General features: G+C 42.1%; 19 protein-coding genes. 12 read left to right on the plus strand and 7 right to left on the minus strand.

Annotated features, from left to right (window positions below; all coding sequences use genetic code 11):
- Window positions 1–19: 19 nt before the first annotated feature.
- Window positions 20–1,324, minus strand: a complete 1,305-nt coding sequence (locus ABEF84_RS09295; protein ID WP_347453003.1) for an IS4 family transposase — start codon at window positions 1,322–1,324, stop codon at window positions 20–22.
- A 121-nt stretch (window positions 1,325–1,445) separates the two neighbouring features.
- The gene (gene aceI, locus ABEF84_RS09300) at window positions 1,446–1,877 is read right to left on the minus strand and encodes a chlorhexidine efflux PACE transporter AceI (RefSeq protein WP_034587096.1); all 432 of its coding nucleotides are present in this window, start codon (window positions 1,875–1,877) and stop codon (window positions 1,446–1,448) included.
- A gap of 97 nt (window positions 1,878–1,974) precedes the next feature.
- On the opposite strand from aceI, the gene ABEF84_RS09305 reads away from it, so the two are divergent.
- From ABEF84_RS09305 to leuE, 3 genes are all read left to right on the plus strand, one after another.
- A complete protein-coding gene (locus ABEF84_RS09305; RefSeq protein WP_347473658.1) occupies window positions 1,975–2,886 on the plus strand; it encodes a LysR family transcriptional regulator in 912 nt (303 codons plus the stop codon).
- A 68-nt stretch (window positions 2,887–2,954) separates the two neighbouring features.
- Complete coding sequence (gene tal, locus ABEF84_RS09310) at window positions 2,955–3,932, plus strand: transaldolase (protein ID WP_034587100.1); 978 nt, start codon at window positions 2,955–2,957, stop codon at window positions 3,930–3,932.
- Between the two features lie 85 nt (window positions 3,933–4,017).
- The gene (gene leuE, locus ABEF84_RS09315; protein ID WP_034587102.1) at window positions 4,018–4,668 is read left to right on the plus strand and encodes a leucine efflux protein LeuE; all 651 of its coding nucleotides are present in this window, start codon (window positions 4,018–4,020) and stop codon (window positions 4,666–4,668) included.
- 134 nt (window positions 4,669–4,802) lie between these two features.
- On the opposite strand, the gene ABEF84_RS09320 is transcribed toward leuE, so the two are convergent.
- The gene (locus ABEF84_RS09320) at window positions 4,803–5,810 is read right to left on the minus strand and encodes an alpha/beta hydrolase (protein WP_052127907.1); all 1,008 of its coding nucleotides are present in this window, start codon (window positions 5,808–5,810) and stop codon (window positions 4,803–4,805) included.
- Between the two features lie 263 nt (window positions 5,811–6,073).
- Between ABEF84_RS09320 and ABEF84_RS09325 the strand changes: the two genes are divergently transcribed.
- Both ABEF84_RS09325 and ABEF84_RS09330 read left to right on the plus strand, forming a co-directional pair.
- A complete protein-coding gene (locus ABEF84_RS09325) occupies window positions 6,074–6,517 on the plus strand; it encodes a universal stress protein (RefSeq protein WP_034587104.1) in 444 nt (147 codons plus the stop codon).
- A 129-nt stretch (window positions 6,518–6,646) separates the two neighbouring features.
- Complete coding sequence (locus ABEF84_RS09330; protein WP_034587106.1) at window positions 6,647–7,093, plus strand: universal stress protein; 447 nt, start codon at window positions 6,647–6,649, stop codon at window positions 7,091–7,093.
- Window positions 7,094–7,137: 44 nt separating this feature from the next.
- Here ABEF84_RS09330 and ABEF84_RS09335 read toward each other — a convergent pair whose 3' ends face one another.
- On the minus strand, window positions 7,138–7,347 hold the full coding sequence (locus ABEF84_RS09335; protein ID WP_034587119.1) for a hypothetical protein: 210 nt from the start codon (window positions 7,345–7,347) through the stop codon (window positions 7,138–7,140).
- 200 nt (window positions 7,348–7,547) lie between these two features.
- Window positions 7,548–10,157 carry an aminopeptidase N gene (pepN, locus tag ABEF84_RS09340; RefSeq protein WP_034587108.1) on the minus strand — a complete coding sequence of 870 codons (2,610 nt, stop codon included), beginning with the start codon at window positions 10,155–10,157 and terminating at the stop codon, window positions 7,548–7,550.
- 395 nt (window positions 10,158–10,552) lie between these two features.
- On the opposite strand from pepN, the gene ABEF84_RS09345 reads away from it, so the two are divergent.
- The 4 genes from ABEF84_RS09345 to ABEF84_RS09360 all read left to right on the plus strand — a co-directional run bounded on the left by ABEF84_RS09345 (window position 10,553) and on the right by ABEF84_RS09360 (window position 15,112).
- On the plus strand, window positions 10,553–10,810 hold the full coding sequence (locus ABEF84_RS09345; protein WP_034587110.1) for a hypothetical protein: 258 nt from the start codon (window positions 10,553–10,555) through the stop codon (window positions 10,808–10,810).
- 160 nt (window positions 10,811–10,970) lie between these two features.
- Window positions 10,971–12,131, plus strand: coding sequence for a hypothetical protein (locus tag ABEF84_RS09350; protein WP_034587112.1), 1,161 nt, complete (start codon window positions 10,971–10,973; stop codon window positions 12,129–12,131).
- Between the two features lie 29 nt (window positions 12,132–12,160).
- Window positions 12,161–12,988 carry a hydroxyethylthiazole kinase gene (thiM, locus tag ABEF84_RS09355; protein ID WP_034587115.1) on the plus strand — a complete coding sequence of 276 codons (828 nt, stop codon included), beginning with the start codon at window positions 12,161–12,163 and terminating at the stop codon, window positions 12,986–12,988.
- A gap of 1,659 nt (window positions 12,989–14,647) precedes the next feature.
- On the plus strand, window positions 14,648–15,112 hold the full coding sequence (locus ABEF84_RS09360; RefSeq protein WP_034584890.1) for a MarR family winged helix-turn-helix transcriptional regulator: 465 nt from the start codon (window positions 14,648–14,650) through the stop codon (window positions 15,110–15,112).
- Window positions 15,113–15,195: 83 nt separating this feature from the next.
- On the opposite strand, the gene ABEF84_RS09365 is transcribed toward ABEF84_RS09360, so the two are convergent.
- Both ABEF84_RS09365 and ABEF84_RS09370 read right to left on the minus strand, forming a co-directional pair.
- Window positions 15,196–15,861: an SOS response-associated peptidase family protein gene (locus ABEF84_RS09365; protein WP_034584892.1), complete on the minus strand. Its 666-nt coding sequence runs from the start codon at window positions 15,859–15,861 to the stop codon at window positions 15,196–15,198.
- A 79-nt stretch (window positions 15,862–15,940) separates the two neighbouring features.
- Complete coding sequence (locus tag ABEF84_RS09370; RefSeq protein ID WP_347473659.1) at window positions 15,941–17,386, minus strand: aldehyde dehydrogenase family protein; 1,446 nt, start codon at window positions 17,384–17,386, stop codon at window positions 15,941–15,943.
- Window positions 17,387–17,529: 143 nt separating this feature from the next.
- On the opposite strand from ABEF84_RS09370, the gene tnpA reads away from it, so the two are divergent.
- The 3 genes from tnpA to tnpC all read left to right on the plus strand — a co-directional run bounded on the left by tnpA (window position 17,530) and on the right by tnpC (window position 19,945).
- Window positions 17,530–17,913 (plus strand): IS66-like element accessory protein TnpA, encoded by a 384-nt coding sequence (tnpA, locus tag ABEF84_RS09375; protein ID WP_005404026.1) that lies wholly within the window; start codon window positions 17,530–17,532, stop codon window positions 17,911–17,913.
- A complete protein-coding gene (tnpB, locus tag ABEF84_RS09380; RefSeq protein ID WP_176536922.1) occupies window positions 17,910–18,245 on the plus strand; it encodes an IS66 family insertion sequence element accessory protein TnpB in 336 nt (111 codons plus the stop codon). Before tnpA ends, tnpB begins: the two co-directional genes overlap by 4 nt.
- A 74-nt stretch (window positions 18,246–18,319) precedes the next feature.
- Complete coding sequence (gene tnpC / locus ABEF84_RS09385) at window positions 18,320–19,945, plus strand: IS66 family transposase (protein ID WP_347473660.1); 1,626 nt, start codon at window positions 18,320–18,322, stop codon at window positions 19,943–19,945.
- The last annotated feature ends 108 nt before the right edge of the window (window positions 19,946–20,053 follow it).

Below are 20,053 nucleotides of genomic sequence, written 5' to 3' on the forward strand. Positions count from 1 at the left end.
GATAGGTAATGCCAGTCAGTTAAGAGATTGACTGGCATTTTTTTGGGTATTTCTGTGGTTTCCCTTTCACAACTCGTGGGTAGTTTCTACTTCTTTTTTTCGGTAAAACATACCTTTTAGATTTTTCCATTAAACTTTCTAGATGTTTAGGCAAATTGCCTGCGGAAGCCAAAGAATCAAACTTCAATAGGTTAAGGATAGCAATAGAGGTAATATGAAAGCTCATTCTCAAAGGACTGACTTTTGCACGTTGAGCCATATATTTCATTTGTCTTCTTAGAATATTATAGGCAATAAAGACTCCCCATAACTCTTGATAAATCAAGGTAGGTTGTTTACTCCTTAAATGCTTCCCTTCCTGTAAGTTACTCTTGATTTCTCGGTAACACATTTCTATTTCCCAACGCTGGGCATAGAGTTTTGCTAAAGCTAATAATGGATATCTCTTTGAATCTATTAGTGAAGTGATATAACGTCTAATCTTACCTGCCTGCTCAACCTCAATGAGACGTGCTTCCCAATAATCTCCTAAGGCTGGATTAAGTTTTTTAGCTCTTGTTGATATCGGCATTCTAATATGAAAGTCATGTTGCGAATTACGCTCCACAATCTCATACCGTAAATTATCTTTTGCACGCATAAGCCAATGACTTTCTTCTGCACGTTTTTGCCACCCGATGAGAAAATCTGCAGAGAAATAGGCTCGATCAAATAGGGTAATACTGTGTGAACAAGGAGATAATTGGCTTGCCAGTGTGAGTTCACCTTGATCCATACTGCCTATTTGAGCATCTATAATTTCATGGGTCGCGGTATTTACTAAGCAGGTTGCTCTCACTTGTGGATAAGGAGCATCAGCAGTTTTTCCTTTAGATGAACCAAAGTGTGCAAAATTCTCATCTGTATAAGGCATAGACCAAACAACACCATCAACAGCGCACACACTCAGACCGTGAAAGTTTGAGTATTGCTGCTGAGATTCTTCAAACCAGGCTTGGCTAAGTAAAGAAAATAGCGCATTTAAAGGTTCTGATCCTAAACGTTGTCGTGCTTGTACTACTGCGCTAGGAACACAATATTCTGTTGTACCAAATACAAGTTTTAGTTGTTCTACGACATATCCGATAGGTTGATTTCGAAATAAAGCGAGTCCAATGACAAGCCATACCACATGTTCAGCGGGTAACTTCCTTCTTCTAATTGATGCCTTACCTGTTTGATTCAGACTTTCCTCAATCCAGTTGAAATCAATAAATTCACTAAAATGGCTAAGTGAAGGTAAAGAATGTTGAAGGGTGCAATCTAAATTTTCAGATAAAGTCATAAAAAAAAATGAGCGTATTTACATACACTCATTTTTACTACATTTTACTAATATTTGCTTAACTGACTGGCATTACCTCTGATAGGTGCTTTTTTATTTTCTGAATATCGCGTTAAGCCCACTAACCTTTAGAAAATTCCGGCCGAATGCCCATTTTCATTTCAATCTGGTCATAACACCACTGAAAGATAAAGGTATAAACCAAAATACACAGCGTCATACTCAGATCAGTCAGGATCGCCTGCCACAAACTCATTTCCAGAGCATAAGCCACCATCGGAATGGTTGCCAGCATAAGACCACCTTCAAAGACAATCGCATGCACAATCCGGACTTTTATCGTTCGTTTCAGCTGATACCTGGCTTCAAACTTTTCAAAATAATGGTTAAATAACATATTCCAAAGTACAGAAGTAAGGGCCATGGCAATACCCAAAGTACCCGTCACTTCTATTGGCACATGGAAAATAAAACTCAAGGTAATCGCAATGATGATCAACAGAATGATCTCATAGCTCAGCGCATGTACTATCCTTCTGGTTGAAATAAACATCTTTTCTGACTCAAATCACTTAATCATGCCCGCTAGTTTATTTTCAATAATTTGATTATTCGAGTTAGAATCTTTCAAAAATATTGAAAGATAAAACATGAATATCAATCAGGAACAATTGCTACTGTTTAAAGCCGTGATGGAAACCGGATCATTCTCTGCAGCTGCACGTAAACTCGGTAAAGTCCCCTCCACCGTAAGCATGGCAATTGCCAATATGGAAATTGATTTGGACTTGCAACTGTTTGAACGCATTGGTCGTGAGCCTCAGCCGACGGCGGCCGCACAAGCACTGTATGAAAAAACCGAACAGCTACTGGTAGAAATAAACCAGTGGAAACAGCACGCACAGGCGCTGAGTTCCGGACTTGAATCCGAGCTGAATATCGTGGTGGTGTCGGAACTACTGCATACCCGCTGGGTGGATTATATTGTGCTGCTCGAACAGCAGTTCCCAGATCTACAAATCAATATCTTCTCTGCCCCGCAGGAAGATGCACATCGGATGTTGTTTGAAGGTTCGGCACAGCTGGCCCTGATGTTTGAACGTGAACAACTGGAAACCCGGGAACAGTTTGTTGAGTTAAAAAAGGAAAGTCTGGTCGCGGTAGCTGCCAAATCTCATCCCTTGAGTCAGCATGCTCAAGTCAGCTATGAAGAGATCATTAATAGCCGGCAGATTGTGGTGGCGAGCCGGGATAGCAAGATCAAACCCGAACTTTTATTTTCCAAGTTTTACTGGCGTACCGATAATCACCACTCTGCCTATCGTCTGATTAAGCAGGGATTGGGCTGGGGAATTCTACCGATAGAGATGCTGCATGAGCATCCGCATATTCAGGAACAGCTATATATCCTGAATCTGTATGATTTCACGCCAAAGTTTGACTATTTCGTCGATCTGGTCTGGAGCCGGGAAACCAAACTCGGTAAAGCTGCACATTTTTTGATTAATCACATCAGAAATCAACGTAAAAACAGCAATTCGCTACCAAAAGATAGTGTGTGAATGCTTGGGAAATAAACACTTTGTGATATAACAGAATGCATAAGCAATAACCTAAGAACTAGATCCAAATGACTCAAAGTGCGTTAAACCAACTAAAACAATTCACCACCATTGTTGCGGACAGCAGTGATTTAGCTGCGATTGAAAAATTTCGTCCACTCGATGCGACCACTAACCCTTCGCTGATTACCGCTGCAGCAAGCCAAGTTGAAAATAATGCTCTGATTGAAGCAGCCTTTAATCAGGCAAAAGGCGAAGGTTTGACCGGCAATGAACTGATTGAACGCACCATTGATATTCTGACCGTCAAATTCGGTGTCGAGATTCTCAAACTGATTGAAGGTCGCGTTTCGACGGAAGTGGATGCATCTTTGTCTTATGACACTGCAGCAACCATTACCAAAGCCAAAGAACTACTGGAACTGTATAAGCAAGACGGTATTTCTTCAGACCGTATCTTGATCAAGATTGCTTCGACTTGGGAAGGCATTCAGGCTGCACGTGCGCTGGAACAGGAAGGCATTCATACTAACCTGACTCTGCTGTTTGGTCTGCATCAGGCCAAAGCCTGTGCTGATGCCAAAGTGACCCTGATTTCTCCTTTTGTCGGCCGAATTCTGGACTGGTTTAAAAAAGCAGAAAATGTCGAAGCTTATCCAATTGATAAGGACCCAGGTGTACTGTCGGTGAAGCAGATTTATTTCTTCTACAAACAGCATGACATTCAAACTGAAATCATGGGTGCCAGCTTCCGCAGTATCGATCAGGTTCTGGGCCTGGCCGGCTGTGACCTGTTAACTGTAGCACCCAACCTGCTGGCACAGTTGGATCAAGATCAACGTGAAGTCGTTCGTCAGTTATCTTCAAACCATGCCCATGCACATACCGAACATGCGCATACCCCACTTAACCAAGCAAGCTTCCAAGCTGAACTGGAACAGGATCGTATGGCTTCCGAACTACTTGAAGGCGGAATCCAGGGCTTTATCAAGGCACGTGAACAGTTATCTGCTCTATTACGTGAACGTTTTGCCGTAGCCGCCTAACGCTTTACAGCATCTGACAGTCGATGTCGTTATAATACGCATCGGCTGTTTTGTTTTTTTATTTGTTTTTTAAGAGTAGGTTTCAGTGTTTGGGATCACGGATTTAACGACTTTTATTATTGGTACAACGTTAATTGTGATGCTGCCTGGACCGAACTCGCTGTATGTGATGTCCACCGCGTCGCGCTATGGCATCAAAACCGGTTATAAGGCTGCATTTGGTGTCTATGCGGGCGATATGGTGCTGATTTTTCTGACTGCACTTGGTGCGGCTTCCCTACTCCATGCTTTCCCGGTCCTGTTTACTATTTTAAAAATTATCGGGGCCATTTACCTCAGTTATCTCGGTATCAAACTGTTCATTGCGGCTTATCACACATGGAATACCATCCATACCAATGCCGAAATTAAACAGGCGGAACAGAATATTGAACAGCTGCATCCGTTCCGTACTGCAATGACAATCAGCATTCTGAATCCCAAAGCAATCCTGTTTTATCTGTCTTTCTTTGTCCAGTTCGTTGATCCACGCTATCCGTATCCAGCACTGACCTTTACCTTACTGGCGATTGTGCTACAGATCATCAGCATGTCTTACTTAAGCATCCTGATTTTCTCGGGTGCCCGTCTAGCGCAATTCTTTGGTCATCGCTACCGCTTAACCTCGATCTGTGTGGCAACGGTAGCCTTGCTGTTCTGTGGTTTTGGCATCAAGCTCGCCACCTCTACCATGTAAGCCCGCAAATTTATTGGCATCTGAGCATGATCTGTCTGCAATTTTGAAATGCCTTCAGTTTCTGGGACTTAATTTTTTATCTGCTTTTGCAGATTTTGCGCTGGCGTAGCTTCACCTGAGACATTCAGACTATTTTAATCCGCTGTGTTTGAATGCATTTGCAGAAATTCCAAGGTCTGTTGAAAGGTCTGCTGGCTTTCTTTTTTCCCCATATAAAACTGGTATTCATGAATCAGCCAGGTTTTGGACTCAGGATAGAAAATTTCTTTGACCGGCACCTGATTGGCTTTAAGTATCTGCACAAAAGGCAAAGACTGGCTATCGGTGAGAAAATCTTTATTGCCACCGCTGATCAGTACTGGTGGATAGTTCGGGGTAATATGCTGGATGGGAGAAATCTGCTTGAGAAAGGCAGCATCATTACGGCGCTCACCGGTATAGGCTTGCACCATATTATAAATGCCCCATTCCACCAATTTGATTTCGTCAGGTGCCATGTCTACAAAAGCATTGAGGTCGTAAATCCCGCAATGCAGAATCAGGCCTTTCAGCTGTGCAGGTTGAATTGAAGGTATAAATTCTGACGTTTGGGCAAAATCCGGATTCGTGAGTAAAGCTGCATAATGACTGGCCAGATTTGCTCCGGCAGAATCTCCGGCTAAATAAAGCTTGTTTGCATCAATCAAGTATTTCGCCGCATGGTTCTGTAAAAAAGCTAAAGCGGCATTAATCTGCTGTAGCTGGCTGGGATATTGCGACTGTGGTGCCAACTGATATTGCACTGATACTACATTGTAGCCTTGTGCTGCCAACAGCTTGAAATAGCCACGGGCATGTTCGCGTGAACCGGAAATCCAGCCACCGCCATGAATCCAGACCACTGTTGAACGTACGCCCAGTTCGGCAATGTTTTGTGGTTGGTATAGGTCCAGACCCAACTTCCGTTCTGGCTGATAAATAATATTGTTATGCACCAGCACATTGTCCGGCGCATGACGATCCAGCAATTTCTGCTGCACCGTGGTAGTCATGTTAAAGGCCGCAGCAATGATCTTGCTGTTCTGTGAGGTATTCTGACAGCCCGTAAGCAGCATTAGGCTAAGCAAAGCACTTCCGAATCCAACCTGCTGCAATCTGTTCATATCATTATGTCCCCACCACAATTTTAGCCCTGACATTACGCCAGAAATCTGTATTTTTTATTTTAGCCTAAAAGCATAAAAATGTTTAAAAACCAGGCATTTCAGTCTGATTTTTATGCCTATCATTTTGCAGTTTTTTGTAAAAAATTCAGCGTAATTAAATGAATTTTCTAATTTTTTAGTATTTTTCAATTGAACCACTATCCGCACTGTGCTATCAATAGTTGAAAGCAAGACAACAATGAGATTGGAGTATAAATAAGATGGCTTACCAACACCTTTTAGTCCCTGTGGACGGTTCTGATATTTCCTTTTCTGCAGTACGCCATGCGGCTCAAATCGCCAAAAGTTTTGGCAGCAAATTGACCATCATTAGTCTCATTGCAGAGAATCCTTTTACTGAAGCGGACTTCTATTACAGTTCTGCCATCATGAAAGAATACTTTGTCGAAGCGCATACCAATGCGAAAAAAGCACTGAAACAGGCGACCAACATTGCAGCAGAAGAAGGCATCACTGCTGAATCGCATATTGTGACTGGCCTGGTGAATGCCGAGCATGTGGTCGAAAAAGCGGAGGAAATTGGTGCCGACCTGATTGTGATGGGTTCACATGGTCGTAAAGGCTTCCAGAAACTGATTCTGGGCAGCTTTGCACAGGATGTACTGAGTTCATCTGAAATTCCAGTACTGATCATTAAAAAATAATACGACCTATGCGCATCGCTAAACTGTGGTGCGCATATTCATTTTATTAGAATTCAGACTACTGCATTGAAGTGGATTTATGCTTGGCTGCGTTCTGTTTCCATGCAAGCATCATTTTCAGGAATTACTATGGCTCACTATAAACACATCCTGGTCGCAATCGATGAATCCCCGATCTCTTATGCTGCTGCGGAACATGCATTGGATATTGCAAAATTATTTGGCGGCAAAGTCACCCTGATCAGCGTCATTGCGGTAGATCCATTCTCTGGTGTGGATTTTTACAAGGTTGCGCCAGCAGTGACGGATTACTTTATGCAGGCTGAACAGAATGCACTGGATCGCCTGAATGACCTGAAACAAACTTTTACCCGTGAAGGCATTGATCTGGATATCCGCATCATGCATGGCTTATCCCCTTCTGAAGGTATCCTGCAGACCAGCAAAGAACTGCCGATTGACCTGATTGTGATGGGTTCTCATGGCCGTAAGGGCTTCCAGAAACTGGTGCTCGGTAGCGTAGCGCAAAAGGTTCTTGGCGCTTCTGAAATCCCGGTGCTGATTGTGAAAGAATAAAATTATTTCCATTAAAAAAGCCTGTATTGAACAGGCTTTTTCTTTTAGTGAATCTTTTGATTAAGCTGATTCAGGAACATTTCTGCTTCAATTTGCGAACTGAAGACCTTGGTATATTCACCCGATTTCTGCACTGAGTTTGGCGTATATTCTAGCTGAACCTCGAATACACCACGACTGCTGTCCTTACTCACATGCACCGCAATAATATGTTGTGTATTTAAATAAAACCCGTCGTCAACTTTCAATAACATTTTTAATTCACTCAATCTGTTCTGATCACCATGATCTTCTTTGTGAAAATCCGAGAACGGCGTCACATTAACTCCATATATAAGAACTATCTTAAAGCAAAATCCAATACATCCTTTCTTTCATTACATATTTAATAAATATTACTGATGTTCTAAATAAAAAAGCCGGATATTTAATCCGGCTTTCTCTTTTTTTTAAATTACACGCTCAACATGCTATTCAATGTTTCACAGACATTTTTCGATTTCACCAGCGGTTTCAGTGCTTCTAGCTGCGCCTTCACTTCACCACGTTGTGGTTCTGCCAAGGTATACCAACGTGACAATACCTGCAGCAGACGAGAACCCACGATTGGGTTTTTCTCATCTAGGTATTTCGCCAAGCTAATGTAATGCTGAACACCAAAGCTCCAGGTATTCACCGGATTGTTGCTTAAACCGCCGCTGACTGCACGGATACGGTTTGGTACTTTCAGGTCGTAGTCTGGATGCTCGGTTAGCGCCTTGATGGTCGCAGCAGTTGCTTCCGGATGAGCCGCCTGCACCATAAACCACTGATCTAGGGACAAGGCTTCATTTTTGAAACGGGTATAGAAATCTTCCAGTACCGCTTGAGCTTGTAGCGCATCATTCCATACCAGTACACGTAAGGCACCCAGACGTTCAGACATATTGCCTGTGCTTGAATACTGTTCCTGTGCCAGCTCAAAGGCAGTTTCATCGCCCTGACGTGCCAGCATCATCAACATGATATTTTTCAGCGCACGCACACCCATCGCTTGAGAGAAATCAGATTGTAGCTCTGGATCCAGTGACAGATAAATTTCTTTCACTGTGTTGCCAAAAGCGTATGCCAGCTTGTTCAGCAAGGCATTACGTTTTTCTTTGATCTTGCTTGGCTGGTAATTCTCATCAATACGACTGCCCAGATAGCCTTCGGTTGGCACATCAAACAGACGTGAAGCCAGCAGTGGATCTTTCTGGATCAGATCAGGCAAGGTATTCAGCATTGCATTGATATAGATTTCGGCTGGCTGGTCATTCAGCAGGATACGTTCCAGCAGGGTTTGCGTTGCCTGCCACTGGTTAAAGCCATTGGTTTCATATTGCAACAGGAATGCTAATTCTTTATCGGTATAGTCAAATTCCAGATTGACTGGCGCCGAGAAATTACGCAGCAACGAAACGACTGGTTTAGAAGTTACACCAGAAAATTCAATGGTCGCTTCATCCTGATCAAACAGATATACGCCATCTTTCACCCCATTTGCAACCAGTGCAGTTGATTTCAGTGTGAGCTGTTCACCGGTTTCTGCATCAAACAGGGCCAGCGCCACCGGAATTGGTACAGCTTTCAGGTTCGGATATTTTGGATGTGGTTTCAGGCTTTGTTTGAAGGTCAGGCAATAAGTCTGGCTTTCTACATCATATTCAGATTTCACTTCCAGTTTTGGTGTACCCGGCTGGTTGTACCAGGTCAGGAAATTAGACAGATCTACACCTGAACCGGCACTGAGAGCATCCACCCAATCCTCAACTGTTACCGCCTCCCCATCATGACGGCGGAAATATTCATCCGTACCCTGACGGAATTTTTCCTTACCCAGCAAGGTTGCCATCATACGGTTAATTTCTGCACCTTTTTCATAAACAGTTGCGGTATAGAAGTTATTAATTTCCACAAAATGGTCTGGACGTGGCGGATGTGATAATGGACCAGAATCTTCAGGGAACTGATGTGCTTTCAGAACAGCAACGTCATCAATACGCTGTACCGCAGAAGACTGTAAATCTTCCGAGAAAGACTGATCACGGAAAACTGTTAGACCTTCTTTTAGACACAGCTGGAACCAGTCACGACAAGTGATCCGGTTACCGGTCCAGTTATGGAAATATTCGTGTGCAATCACGGACTGAACACGCATGATGGCAGCATCAGTGGTGTATTCTTCATCAGCCAACACACAAGAAGTGTTGAAAATATTCAGGCCTTTGTTTTCCATCGCGCCCATATTGAAGGCGCTGGTTGCCACAATCATATAATTATCTAGATCGTAGGCACGGCCATAATGCTCTTCATCCCAACGCATGGAATGCTTTAACGCTTCCATAGCAATTTTGCATTTTGGAATGTCTTTTTCTTCGGCATAGATTTCCAGCGCTACATCACGACCTTCGGATGTAGTGTAACGGTCTTTCATCACCGCCAAATCACCAATCACACAAGCAAACAGATAGCTTGGTTTTTTGGTTGGATCCTGCCAGATGGCATAATGACGGCCTTCACCCGCTTCACCAGTTTCAATCAGGTTACCATTGGCCAACAGTACTGGAAATTTTTTGTCGGCTTCCACACGGGTGGTAAATACTGACAAGATATCTGGACGATCTGGATAAAAAGTAATTTTACGGAAACCTTCCGGCTCATTTTGGGTCACAAACAGATCCGAACTAGCTTGGTATAAACCTTCCAGCTGAGTATTCGATTCAGGATGAATACGTACCACAGTTTGAATAGTGGCATGATCCGGTGCATTGGCAATCACCAGCTGCTCTGAATCTAGCTTGTACTCGCTTTCAGAAAGCTGCTGACCATTGACAGAAATCGACTGCAATTCCAGATCACGTCCTAACAATACCAGGTCACCTTCAGACTGGCGCTGTATCACCAGCGTTGAGCTGACCAAGGTGTGATCCACATAAACCTGAATATTGAGTTCAATCGAATCTACAATATAGGAAGGCTTTTGATAGTCTTTTAAATAAATGGTTTGATCTGCTTCGATCGCCGGATTTGCCGCAATATTCATGTCATGTCCTGATGTTATTGTCTACGTCGACATTTATCGTCGTTTCATCATACGCCAAGTTAGAGACACTGTCTGTGTCATTCACTGTATGTCATTAATATGGGCATTCTCTGCACTACTTTCAATTCATTCTGCTTAATTCAACAACAGTTATTTCGGTTAGGCGATAACTATGCCCAGCTCCTACAACAAATTTATATTTATTTACATTTTCTTAAACTATTGTTTATTCAATATTTAATATCTATCCAACCGTTTTATAGATCTTTATAATCGAAAATGTGCACACTTCTTGCTTCATTAATTTCGTGAACAAACACTATTCTAAAACAGATGTTAAACGGTAAATGACATTACCTGTTTAAACCAAGACAACAAGAACAATGAGGTGAACCATGTATCTAAAAGACCATATCGTACGTATTGAAAACATCAAAACGCTACAAGCTCTGGACCACGCCAATATCGACCATAAAGTGATTGCCCTATTTATGAGCTCTGAAGGCATCACCATGCAGCCCTATGAAGTCAGCGCAATTCTCAATACCTATGACGCCCTCGGTTTGAAAAAGATTCCGACCAAAAAAGTGCAGGCACTTATTAGTGCCAAACAGATGGGCGAAGAAGACGAAACTCTGCCTTGCCCGGTTTAAGATTTCTTTTAATCGATCAAGAGCCACATGTGTGGCTCTTTTCATTTTTAGTAATATTTGAGTTGTCATTTATCCATAAAACAGCCTGCCTGAATACATCCTCATTAGTAGCAGATGTGTATAATGAAATCCCTTTTCCCTGCTCAGATTATTTGTTCCGATGACCATAAATGTTTTGCAGAAACAGCTTGATGAAAGTACAGCATGCCCCCTGTGTCAGGCATCGATGTATTGGGTCGAGGCAGAGCAATATGATCAGGAACTGACTTATCATGAATGCAGTCATTGTCAGCACCGCGTTTATACGGATCAGGTACATAACTGCCATTGTGAAAGCTGTCTGGCCAACCGCAGACGGCAGATGAAAGAAACCCGGTTACAGGAAAACCGCCAATTTCAGCAGAAAAAAGACGTGTTTGAATATGAACTCAGTCAGCTGAGTTTTCTAAACAAACTCTTTTTGCTAGCAATTCTGGATGATCATGTGCATGAACATAGCCAGCATGCAGAATATATCGATTGGGACAGTATCAAATATCATCCGATCAGCCCAAATTATCTGATGCAAAATGCGCTGGTCAAACGCATGTGTAAGGAAAATATCCTGACGCTGAAAGATTTTAATACCGAACAACATCATTATTATATTAATGTGCGTCTAGATGGCTATTCTGAGCCAAGTCTGTTTAGTATTACCCAGCAGCTACGACATTGGTTCTATGAAAACCTGAGCATGGGTGTGCCTTTTAAAAGTGCAGATGAAGTCAAAGATGCACTGTACTATATGCTGTATCAGGAAGTGATTCAGTTCGCCCAGTTCTATTGCCGTAGCTGGGGTATCCAGATTGCTGGAAATAAAAGCTTTCAGGCGTTCTGCTACCGTATGCTGGATGTATTGGCTGTCGGCCAGATTTATTATCTGGTGCAAACCGCCCTGGAATACCTGCATACTCAAAAAGCGCTACAGCCACGCAATGAAAATTTTATCAATACCAATCTGCTAAAAAAGACCTTGCAACAGTACCGGGAACGTGCAGTAACCGAAAAATGGGAAACCTTTACCCTGCCACGTCCGCAGCAATTACCCTTAAGCAAAATGAGTGCAATTCTGTTCTACCATTTCCTCGGTTATGATGAAAATATTTTCTTCCAGCCGATCTGGCGATCATGGCAGAAAATTGAACCACGTCTGAAGTTCTACTCCAATAAGCGCTGTATGCACTGTGGTTCAGAAGAACTGACTGTAGATTATGATGCCAGTGACTATGTCAGCCTGTTCTGCCGCAACTGCAAACATCAGGATCATTACTTTACCCGTTAAAAACATCTTGCCTTTTAATGAATAACACTATGAATAAAACCAATACCGAACTGCACAACGAAATCTTAGATGCAGTATATGATGCCTGGACTGCCCTGCAACAGCAGCAACCGCTAGTCCATATCATGACCAATGCCGTAGCCAGTAATTATGTAGCGAATATCTTGCTGGCAGCCAACGCATCACCTGCGATGATTGATAATCCGTTTGAAGCTGAAAGTTTTACCCGTATTGCCGGTGCCGTGAGTCTAAATCTGGGTACACCGACTTCTGAACAGGTTCAGGCCATGCTGATCGCTGCGGAAACAGCAAATACTATTCAAAAGCCATGGGTGCTTGATCCGGTTGGTTATGGTGCGATTTTACATTGGCGTTCTGAAGTCACTGATCAGCTCATGGCCTTTCAACCAACCATTGTCCGTGGTAATGCTTCTGAAATTGGCACCCTGGCAGGTAAGCAAGTCACAGGTAAAGGTGTCGGAACTACATTAGATAGTTCCGAAGTCTATCAACAGGCGCAATCATTATTAAACCACTGTCAATGTGTGGCGATTTCAGGTGTATCTGACTTTATTGTTTCTAATGATTATCCAGTAATTCAGGTCAATGGCGGTTCTGAACTACAACCCCGAGTGACTGCGACCGGTTGTGCCTTAGGCGCCTTGATTGCTGCTTATAGTGCGGTGACTACACCTGTAATTGCGGCTACGGCTGCACATCTGCATTTTGCTATTGCCGGAAAACTGGCTGCTGCAACAACACAGTCACTTGGCAGTTTTAATGTGACCTTTATTGACCAGATACATCAGCTGAATCTTGAAGTGCTACGTGAGCATGCTGATTTTCAGTTGTTATAAATTCATTAACTTAGGCAACCTGATGGTCATAGACAAATTTATCACAGGTCAAATGAGGCTTATTTCCAAAAGATTTTAAGATCTACCTATACCTTCCCTTTTTAGAATGATTTAGCGCATGCTTGATAAGATACTAGAAACTCACGGGAATGAGTTTCAGTAAGTAAATCGATTTCTCAGTTGAGACTGTAAAGAGGAATTTTCACTAACTCCAACTTCATACTGCGTTCATATACTTGGTTCATTGTAGTCTTCGAAGCTCGACAACATTCATTGATATCACTCGATAGTTTATTAAATTCCGTGAATTTTCTAATACTTTTCAGAAAATTTTAGATACAAAACACATGACTAATAAACTTAGCCAAATCTCTAAATTTTTCCTATTCTTTAGTCTTGATAAAAAATAATAAACTTTAATTTATCTAATGTAATTTTATTCTTTTTAAGTTGTTGATATTTAATATAACCAATAGCAAATAATGTCGATCTCATCAAGTTTTATGAAAATTATGTCAGATAAATCCGATAAATGGTTTTAAGACAGATATAATGCAATAGAGGCTATTAACCTTTCTTAAAGTGTTTAGATCTTTCTACTATCGAGGTCACATTATTTAGAAATAAAAAAGCTGGCAAATATGTCTTTGCTGATCCTACCTATACCATATTATGAATATCATTCGAACCTAATAATGAGACTGGATAATGAATATTCCCCCTTTGGATCAGATTGCTCTCTATATCCACTTCGAACACTTCCACTTAAAGCTTAATCATTGGCCTAAAACCATCAGCAATTTTGTGATGATAACCTTTATAGAAAATATAGATCCTAGGGCTACAGGCTAAACAATGTTAGAAGTTAAACGAGTATAAGCAACGTGCATAGTAAAATTATGTCTTGATTTTCTCGGACAATTTATATGCAACCCTGACAGTACTTTGTAAAGAAGGTATAAGCTAAGCTCGAGTAGAACTCGAATAGAATCAATGCAGAATATGAGAGACTATCTTTGAAAGATCATATATCTGTAAATGTTTTAATCTATGAAATATAGCAAGGCTAATTCTAAGGATTTTAATCACCTCTCAATATTTAGGCTTATCAAGATTGAAAATATAACCGATTAGATGATCTCTTCGACTTAATTCATCCACTTTAGTCCAGCTCAGAATTGTTTAGATAAGCTATGTAATCCCACCATTTATTGATTTGCTAATGCATTCAAAATATCCAGAGGCATCATTAATCTTTACTGAACAAGCACCAAAAACCTCATTTCATGCAAAATTCATCACATTTTTAGGCTTATTTATGAATTGATACAAATTTATAGCGAGCCTGTGTCCACTATGAGAAATCTTTGATACTCACATGATAATTCTAAGCCCTTATTTCCATTCATATTATTTTCTTCTTAAGTATTTAAATCATCAAATTTCCCGACGTATGACCATATTTCACTGATAACATTGCACTAAAAAGACTGTAAACTATCGACTTTCCCAGCCATTATGCAGTTTGTGGGAATTGTTAGCGATATTAAAAACAATGCAGCACATTCTGTCGATTTTATAAGAAATAATGGTTGAATTTTATATAAACAATTGCATAAAATAAAACCGCCTGAGAAAAATAAATACAAGGAAACTGCTATGACTAAAAAGTATGCTAAGTTTTTACCATCTACTGAAGAATTCTCTTTAGAAAATTTCCCATACTACTGGGTTACTCAAGTCCACGCACAATATGTTCTCAATGTTGACCATGCCTTAAAAAAATACGGTGTAGATAATTCACGTCGTCGTATTCTATTGGCACTGAAAGCAAAACCACATGCAAGTGTTTCTGAGCTCTCAGAAATGGTGGTCTCTAAAATGTCAACGACGACTAAAATTGTTTACCGCTTAAAAGATGAGGGTCTAGTGGATACCTATTCTTGTGAAGATGATGCACGTATTACCCGTGTTGTCCTCACTGAGAAAGGACAAGAAATGACTCACAAAATCAACGATCTGACCAATATTGTTCTGGAACAATCATTTGAAGGCTTAACACCGCTTCAAATTGAAAAGACCATGGAAAGTCTTCGTCATATCTTCAAAAATCTTGCGCGCTGATCTCCTGCTATAACAATCAGGCCATGTCGTAAAGATTTAAGACAGAAAGATGAATTTTAGGCTAGGTTCATCTTTCTGTTTTTTCAATCCTCATCAAAAAAGTTCAGTTGGGGTGTTTCTTTATTCACCTTCTCTTTTGGAACATGAGAACATTCAAATTCCTCAACAGGAAATCCCTCCACAAAAGACTGAATATTCGGTGTTGTCATACTTAACCACTCATCCAAACGATGATGTGGAATCACAATCACTGATCGTTTGATATTTCCCGGTTCATGAAATTCCTTCATCATGGGATGGTCAATCGCGTCCATAGTAATCATGGTACTGGAACGGACAATTTCATCCTGTACTCGTGCAATCTCATATAAGGCTGCAATATAAAAGGCTTTGCCATCTTTACGCCGGACACCCCAGCGCTGTGGCTTATTATCAAAATATTTAGACTCATAAAATTCTGATACTGGAATTACGCCAAATTTGCATTTTGCGGTCGCCTCAGCAAAGGTTGGTTTTTGCAACAAGGTTTCATTACGCGCATTATAGGTACGTGTACCAATTGTTTTATCTTCTGCCCATTTCGGAATCAGACCAAAATTAACCAAGCGCCATTCCAGGCCCTGATCAGATTTGAATAATAACGGCAACTGGTAATGGGGATAGACTTCTTCAGGATATTCAAATGGAATGTCCGGAAGATTCAGATCATGCAATTGCTGCACAGTGAGTGGTTTAAAGTTGGCACACATAGAGTCTTTAAAAACAAAAAATCACCGAAACATTATAATGCTCCGGTGATCTCTGCCCTGTATGTTTTTGCTAACCAGATTAAACCTTTGGTACTGTCATCCAGTGTGTACGGGTAAATTCTTCAAAAATCCAACGACCGTTAAAACGGCCCAATCCCGAATTTTTCTCCCCACCAAAAGGTGCATTTGGCTGATCAGCGACAGTAATCCCATTGATATGGGTCATACCCGCATCGATCTGCATAGCAAAACGTTCTCCACGCTCAAGATTTGATGTACATACAGCACTCGACAAACCAAAACGTGAGTTATTCGCCAGGATCAAGGCATGCTCTTCATCATCTGCTTTGATAATTGGCAATATCGGGCCAAAACTTTCTTCCTGCGCAATCTCAAAATATGGATCAACATGAGTAAAGATATGCGGTGAAACCAGATTACCTTCAATACCAGCTTCATAGACGAGTTCTGCACCAATCTGTTTGGCATGCTCAATTATCTTACGATGTTTTTCAACCTGGCTCTGGTTGATGACCGGACCAATAATAGTATCCGGTAAGTTTGGATCACCGACTGGAATGGTTTTCACACGTTCCACCAATTTTTCGATATATGCATCATGCAAGCTTTCGTCGACAATGACCCGGTTAGTACTCATACAGATCTGACCTTGGTGCATAAAACGTCCCATTACCGTCAATTCTACCGCCAAATCCAGATCGGCATCATCCAGAATAACTAATGGAGCATTTCCACCGAGCTCCAATGCCAGTCGCTTAATACGGGAACTTGCCAAAGCTTTACTACCGACACTTTGACCTACTTCTGTAGAACCAGTAAATGAAATCAATTTTGGGATCGGATGTTCCACAAAATAGTCTCCGATTTCCTTACCTGTACCCACAACGACATTTAAAGCCCCATGTGGGGCTCCTGCTTCTTCAAACAGTTTACCCAATAAAGTTCCACCCGTTACAGGCGTATCACTCGCAGGTTTGAGCACTACTGTATTTCTGCAAGCGAGTGCAGTCACTACCGAGCGCATAGACAAATGAAACGGAAAATTCCACGGACTAATCACCGCAATCACACCAAGAGGTTTTCTTACCACAAAACTGCGACGTGCTGGATCAAGACTTTCTAATTCTTCTTTTTTGATAAGGTCTGGAAATTTAGAACTTTCTTGAATGATCCCGAGTGCAGCATCCACTTCAATATTGGCCTTAAAACGAGTACTGCCTGATTCCATAATCAGCCAGTTCACAATTTCCTCACGTCGACGCTGAATAATGCTGGTCAGATTCTGAATCAGTTTTATACGTACTGGAATTGAAGCTAAGGCTTCCTGTTCAAAAGTTAACAATGCAGCTTCGTAAGCATCATCCACATCCTCAGTGCTGGCTGCTTTTAAACTAAAGATTTCCTGCTGGGTATAGGGATTAATATTTTGAAGGGTATGAGTTGAGCCACCCTGCCGCCATTGCCCAGCAATAAATTGTTGATCTAGGTTTTGATAGGTTGTCATTTTCATCCCTGCAACTTGCCGATTTTTCTCTACTTTATCAGAACATTGCGTTAGAACGTAAGCGTCCGCTGAACACACCTTATGAATTCATCCTATAAGCCTTAATTTAGTCCCCACTTAAAAACAAGTGGGGACTAAAATTTATGACTACAAATCACCAGACATCCATCGCATCTCTTGCGAAAAAACGAAGAACATACAGTGCTGAATTTAAACAGCAGATCGTTCAGGCTTGTAAAGCACCGGACGTTTCAATTGCTTCGGTCGCTTTGCAACATGGATTGAATACAAATCTTGTATCCAAATGGATTCGCTTAATTGATGGTAAGCCAGGGAATGATCGCTCACCACTACCGAATAAACCTGCATTTATTGCCTTATCTTGCTCTGCACCATTAGATCCTACTCCTACTGACATGTTAACGGTTCAAATTACTTTACCCCACTCAAAAGTAGAAATTGGCTTGAAATGGCAAGTATCAGAAATATCTGCTTTAGCAGAATTACTCAAGGCACTTGCAACATGATCCGCATTGATGAAATCTGGCTTTCTAGCCAACCTCTGGATATGCGAGCAGGGATGGATACTATCATGGCTCAGGTGGTGAGAGCCTTTGGCTACATTAAACCGCATTGTGCTTACCTGTTCTGTAATAAACGTGGCCATCGCATGAAAGTGCTGGTACATGATGGACTGGGCATCTGGCTGTGTGCCCGGCGGCTGGAACAGGGAAAATTCCACTGGGCGCAGGTTCACCAGGGTGAAAGCATGGCGATCAGTCCGGAACAGTTACAGGCACTGATCCAAGGTTTGCCCTGGCAGCGCATTGGACGACAGCAGGTGGTGACGATGCTTTAAACCAGGCTGTTCCATTCTGCTATTCTCCAAACGTTCTATTTCATTCTTCTCATGACCTCAGGCATACTGCGGTCATGAATACGCTGCCTGACTTAAGCCAACTGACCCATGAACAACTGCTGGAATTCACCAGGCAGTTGGCGCTGCAGCATCAGTCTCTAGCACAATCAAACCAGCAATTAGATGCCAGAGTTCAACATCTTGAAGTCACCAATCAGCAATTAGATTCTAAAGTTCAACATCTTTCTATTCTCACTCAAAAATACGAGCATGAACTGGCGCTGTTTAAACGGCATAAGTTCGCCCAGAAGAATGAACACTTAACGACCAAACAAATCCACCTGTGGGACGAAGCGGTTGAAGAAGATATTGCCGCGGTTGATCTAGAACTGGAACGGCTAAATGCAGACAAAACCGATGCAGCGACACAGAAAGCCAAAACCAATAAACCTAAACGTCGACCACTGCCAGCTCATCTACACACCATCCGTATTGAGCATGAACCTGCATCAACCCAATGCGCTTGTGGCTGCCAACTCCGTCGTATCGGCGAAGATGTCAGTGAAAAACTGCATTTCAGACCGGCACAGTTCTATAAGGAACAGCATGTCCGTGGCAAATGGGTCTGTGATCAGTGTGACACCCTGACTCAGCAAGCGATGCCCGCCTATGTGATTGATAAAGGCATTGCTTCACCTGAACTGCTCAGCCATGTGTTGGTATCGAAATATGCCGATCATTTGCCGCTGTACCGTCAACGTCTGATCTATCAGCGGGCGGGAATCGAACTTTCTAGATCAACTTTATCTGACTGGATAGGTCGCTGCGGTGTAGAACTGGAACCTCTGGCCAATGCCTTAAAAGAGGTGGTACTACAACAGCAGGTGCTGCATGCAGATGAAACACCGGTCACCATCATGCGGATGGGTGAGAATGATAAAAAACCGAAGAAAGGTTATGTCTGGGCCTATGCCACTACACAGTACAATCCAGTTCAGGCAGTGATCTATGACTTTCAGGATAGTCGTTCAGGCCAGCATGCTGCAGAGTTCTTGAAAGGCTGGCAGGGCTATCTAGTCTGTGATGATTACAGTGGTTATAAAGCACGCTTTAAATCAGGCCAGGTCATAGAGGTGGGCTGCATGGCCCATGCACGTCGTAAATTCCATGAACTGCATGTGACCGGGAAAAGTCAGGTCGCTGAACAGGCATTAGTGCTGATTCAGAAACTGTATGCGATAGAAGCAGAACTCAGGAAAAAGACCGATGGTACAGCGGAAGACCGCCGCGAATACCGACAACAGCATAGTCAACCAGTGATGCAACAACTATATGAATGGCTCAACCAATATCATCTGACAGTGCCATCGAGTTCTCCCACCGCCAAGGCGATCAATTACACTCTGAAGCGTTGGCCAGCTTTAAGCCGCTATCTGGATGATGGCAATCTACCTATTTGCAATAATTGGGTCGAGAATCAGATGCGTCCCTGGGCGTTGGGGCGCAAGAACTGGCTGTTTGCAGGTTCGCTGCGCAGTGGTCAGCGAGCGGCAAACATCATGACGTTAATCCAGTCAGCAAAGCTAAATGGGCTGGATCCGTATGCCTATTTAAGTGATGTGCTGAAAAGGCTGCCGACGCATAAAGCGACCCAAATAGAAGAATTACTACCACATCGCTGGAAATCCAACTCAAATTAAAAAAATAGGCATGGGGTTCAGCGGACGCTTACGTTAGAACGCAGCTCAGCGACGTTTTGTTACGTTTAGCAAAATAAAGTTATATGTTCTGAGTACTATTATTTTAGT

Origin of the sequence: Acinetobacter sp. ANC 7912, from assembly GCF_039862785.1 — a bacterium.
Taxonomy (GTDB): domain Bacteria; phylum Pseudomonadota; class Gammaproteobacteria; order Pseudomonadales; family Moraxellaceae; genus Acinetobacter; species Acinetobacter thermotolerans.

What these genes read in the sequence shown, in the direction of transcription:
- ABEF84_RS09295 (WP_347453003.1), bottom strand. Translation starts at nt 1,324, where the DNA reads ATGACTTTATCTGAAAATTTAGATTGCACCCTTCAACATTCTTTACCT.
- aceI (WP_034587096.1), bottom strand. Translation starts at nt 1,877, where the DNA reads ATGTTTATTTCAACCAGAAGGATAGTACATGCGCTGAGCTATGAGATC.
- ABEF84_RS09305 (WP_347473658.1), top strand. Translation starts at nt 1,975, where the DNA reads ATGAATATCAATCAGGAACAATTGCTACTGTTTAAAGCCGTGATGGAA.
- tal (WP_034587100.1), top strand. Translation starts at nt 2,955, where the DNA reads ATGACTCAAAGTGCGTTAAACCAACTAAAACAATTCACCACCATTGTT.
- ABEF84_RS09320 (WP_052127907.1), bottom strand. Translation starts at nt 5,810, where the DNA reads ATGAACAGATTGCAGCAGGTTGGATTCGGAAGTGCTTTGCTTAGCCTA.
- ABEF84_RS09325 (WP_034587104.1), top strand. Translation starts at nt 6,074, where the DNA reads ATGGCTTACCAACACCTTTTAGTCCCTGTGGACGGTTCTGATATTTCC.
- ABEF84_RS09330 (WP_034587106.1), top strand. Translation starts at nt 6,647, where the DNA reads ATGGCTCACTATAAACACATCCTGGTCGCAATCGATGAATCCCCGATC.
- ABEF84_RS09335 (WP_034587119.1), bottom strand. Translation starts at nt 7,347, where the DNA reads ATGTTATTGAAAGTTGACGACGGGTTTTATTTAAATACACAACATATT.
- pepN (WP_034587108.1), bottom strand. Translation starts at nt 10,157, where the DNA reads ATGAATATTGCGGCAAATCCGGCGATCGAAGCAGATCAAACCATTTAT.
- ABEF84_RS09345 (WP_034587110.1), top strand. Translation starts at nt 10,553, where the DNA reads ATGTATCTAAAAGACCATATCGTACGTATTGAAAACATCAAAACGCTA.
- ABEF84_RS09350 (WP_034587112.1), top strand. Translation starts at nt 10,971, where the DNA reads ATGACCATAAATGTTTTGCAGAAACAGCTTGATGAAAGTACAGCATGC.
- thiM (WP_034587115.1), top strand. Translation starts at nt 12,161, where the DNA reads ATGAATAAAACCAATACCGAACTGCACAACGAAATCTTAGATGCAGTA.
- ABEF84_RS09360 (WP_034584890.1), top strand. Translation starts at nt 14,648, where the DNA reads ATGACTAAAAAGTATGCTAAGTTTTTACCATCTACTGAAGAATTCTCT.
- ABEF84_RS09365 (WP_034584892.1), bottom strand. Translation starts at nt 15,861, where the DNA reads ATGTGTGCCAACTTTAAACCACTCACTGTGCAGCAATTGCATGATCTG.
- ABEF84_RS09370 (WP_347473659.1), bottom strand. Translation starts at nt 17,386, where the DNA reads ATGACAACCTATCAAAACCTAGATCAACAATTTATTGCTGGGCAATGG.
- tnpA (WP_005404026.1), top strand. Translation starts at nt 17,530, where the DNA reads ATGACTACAAATCACCAGACATCCATCGCATCTCTTGCGAAAAAACGA.
- tnpB (WP_176536922.1), top strand. Translation starts at nt 17,910, where the DNA reads ATGATCCGCATTGATGAAATCTGGCTTTCTAGCCAACCTCTGGATATG.
- tnpC (WP_347473660.1), top strand. Translation starts at nt 18,320, where the DNA reads ATGAATACGCTGCCTGACTTAAGCCAACTGACCCATGAACAACTGCTG.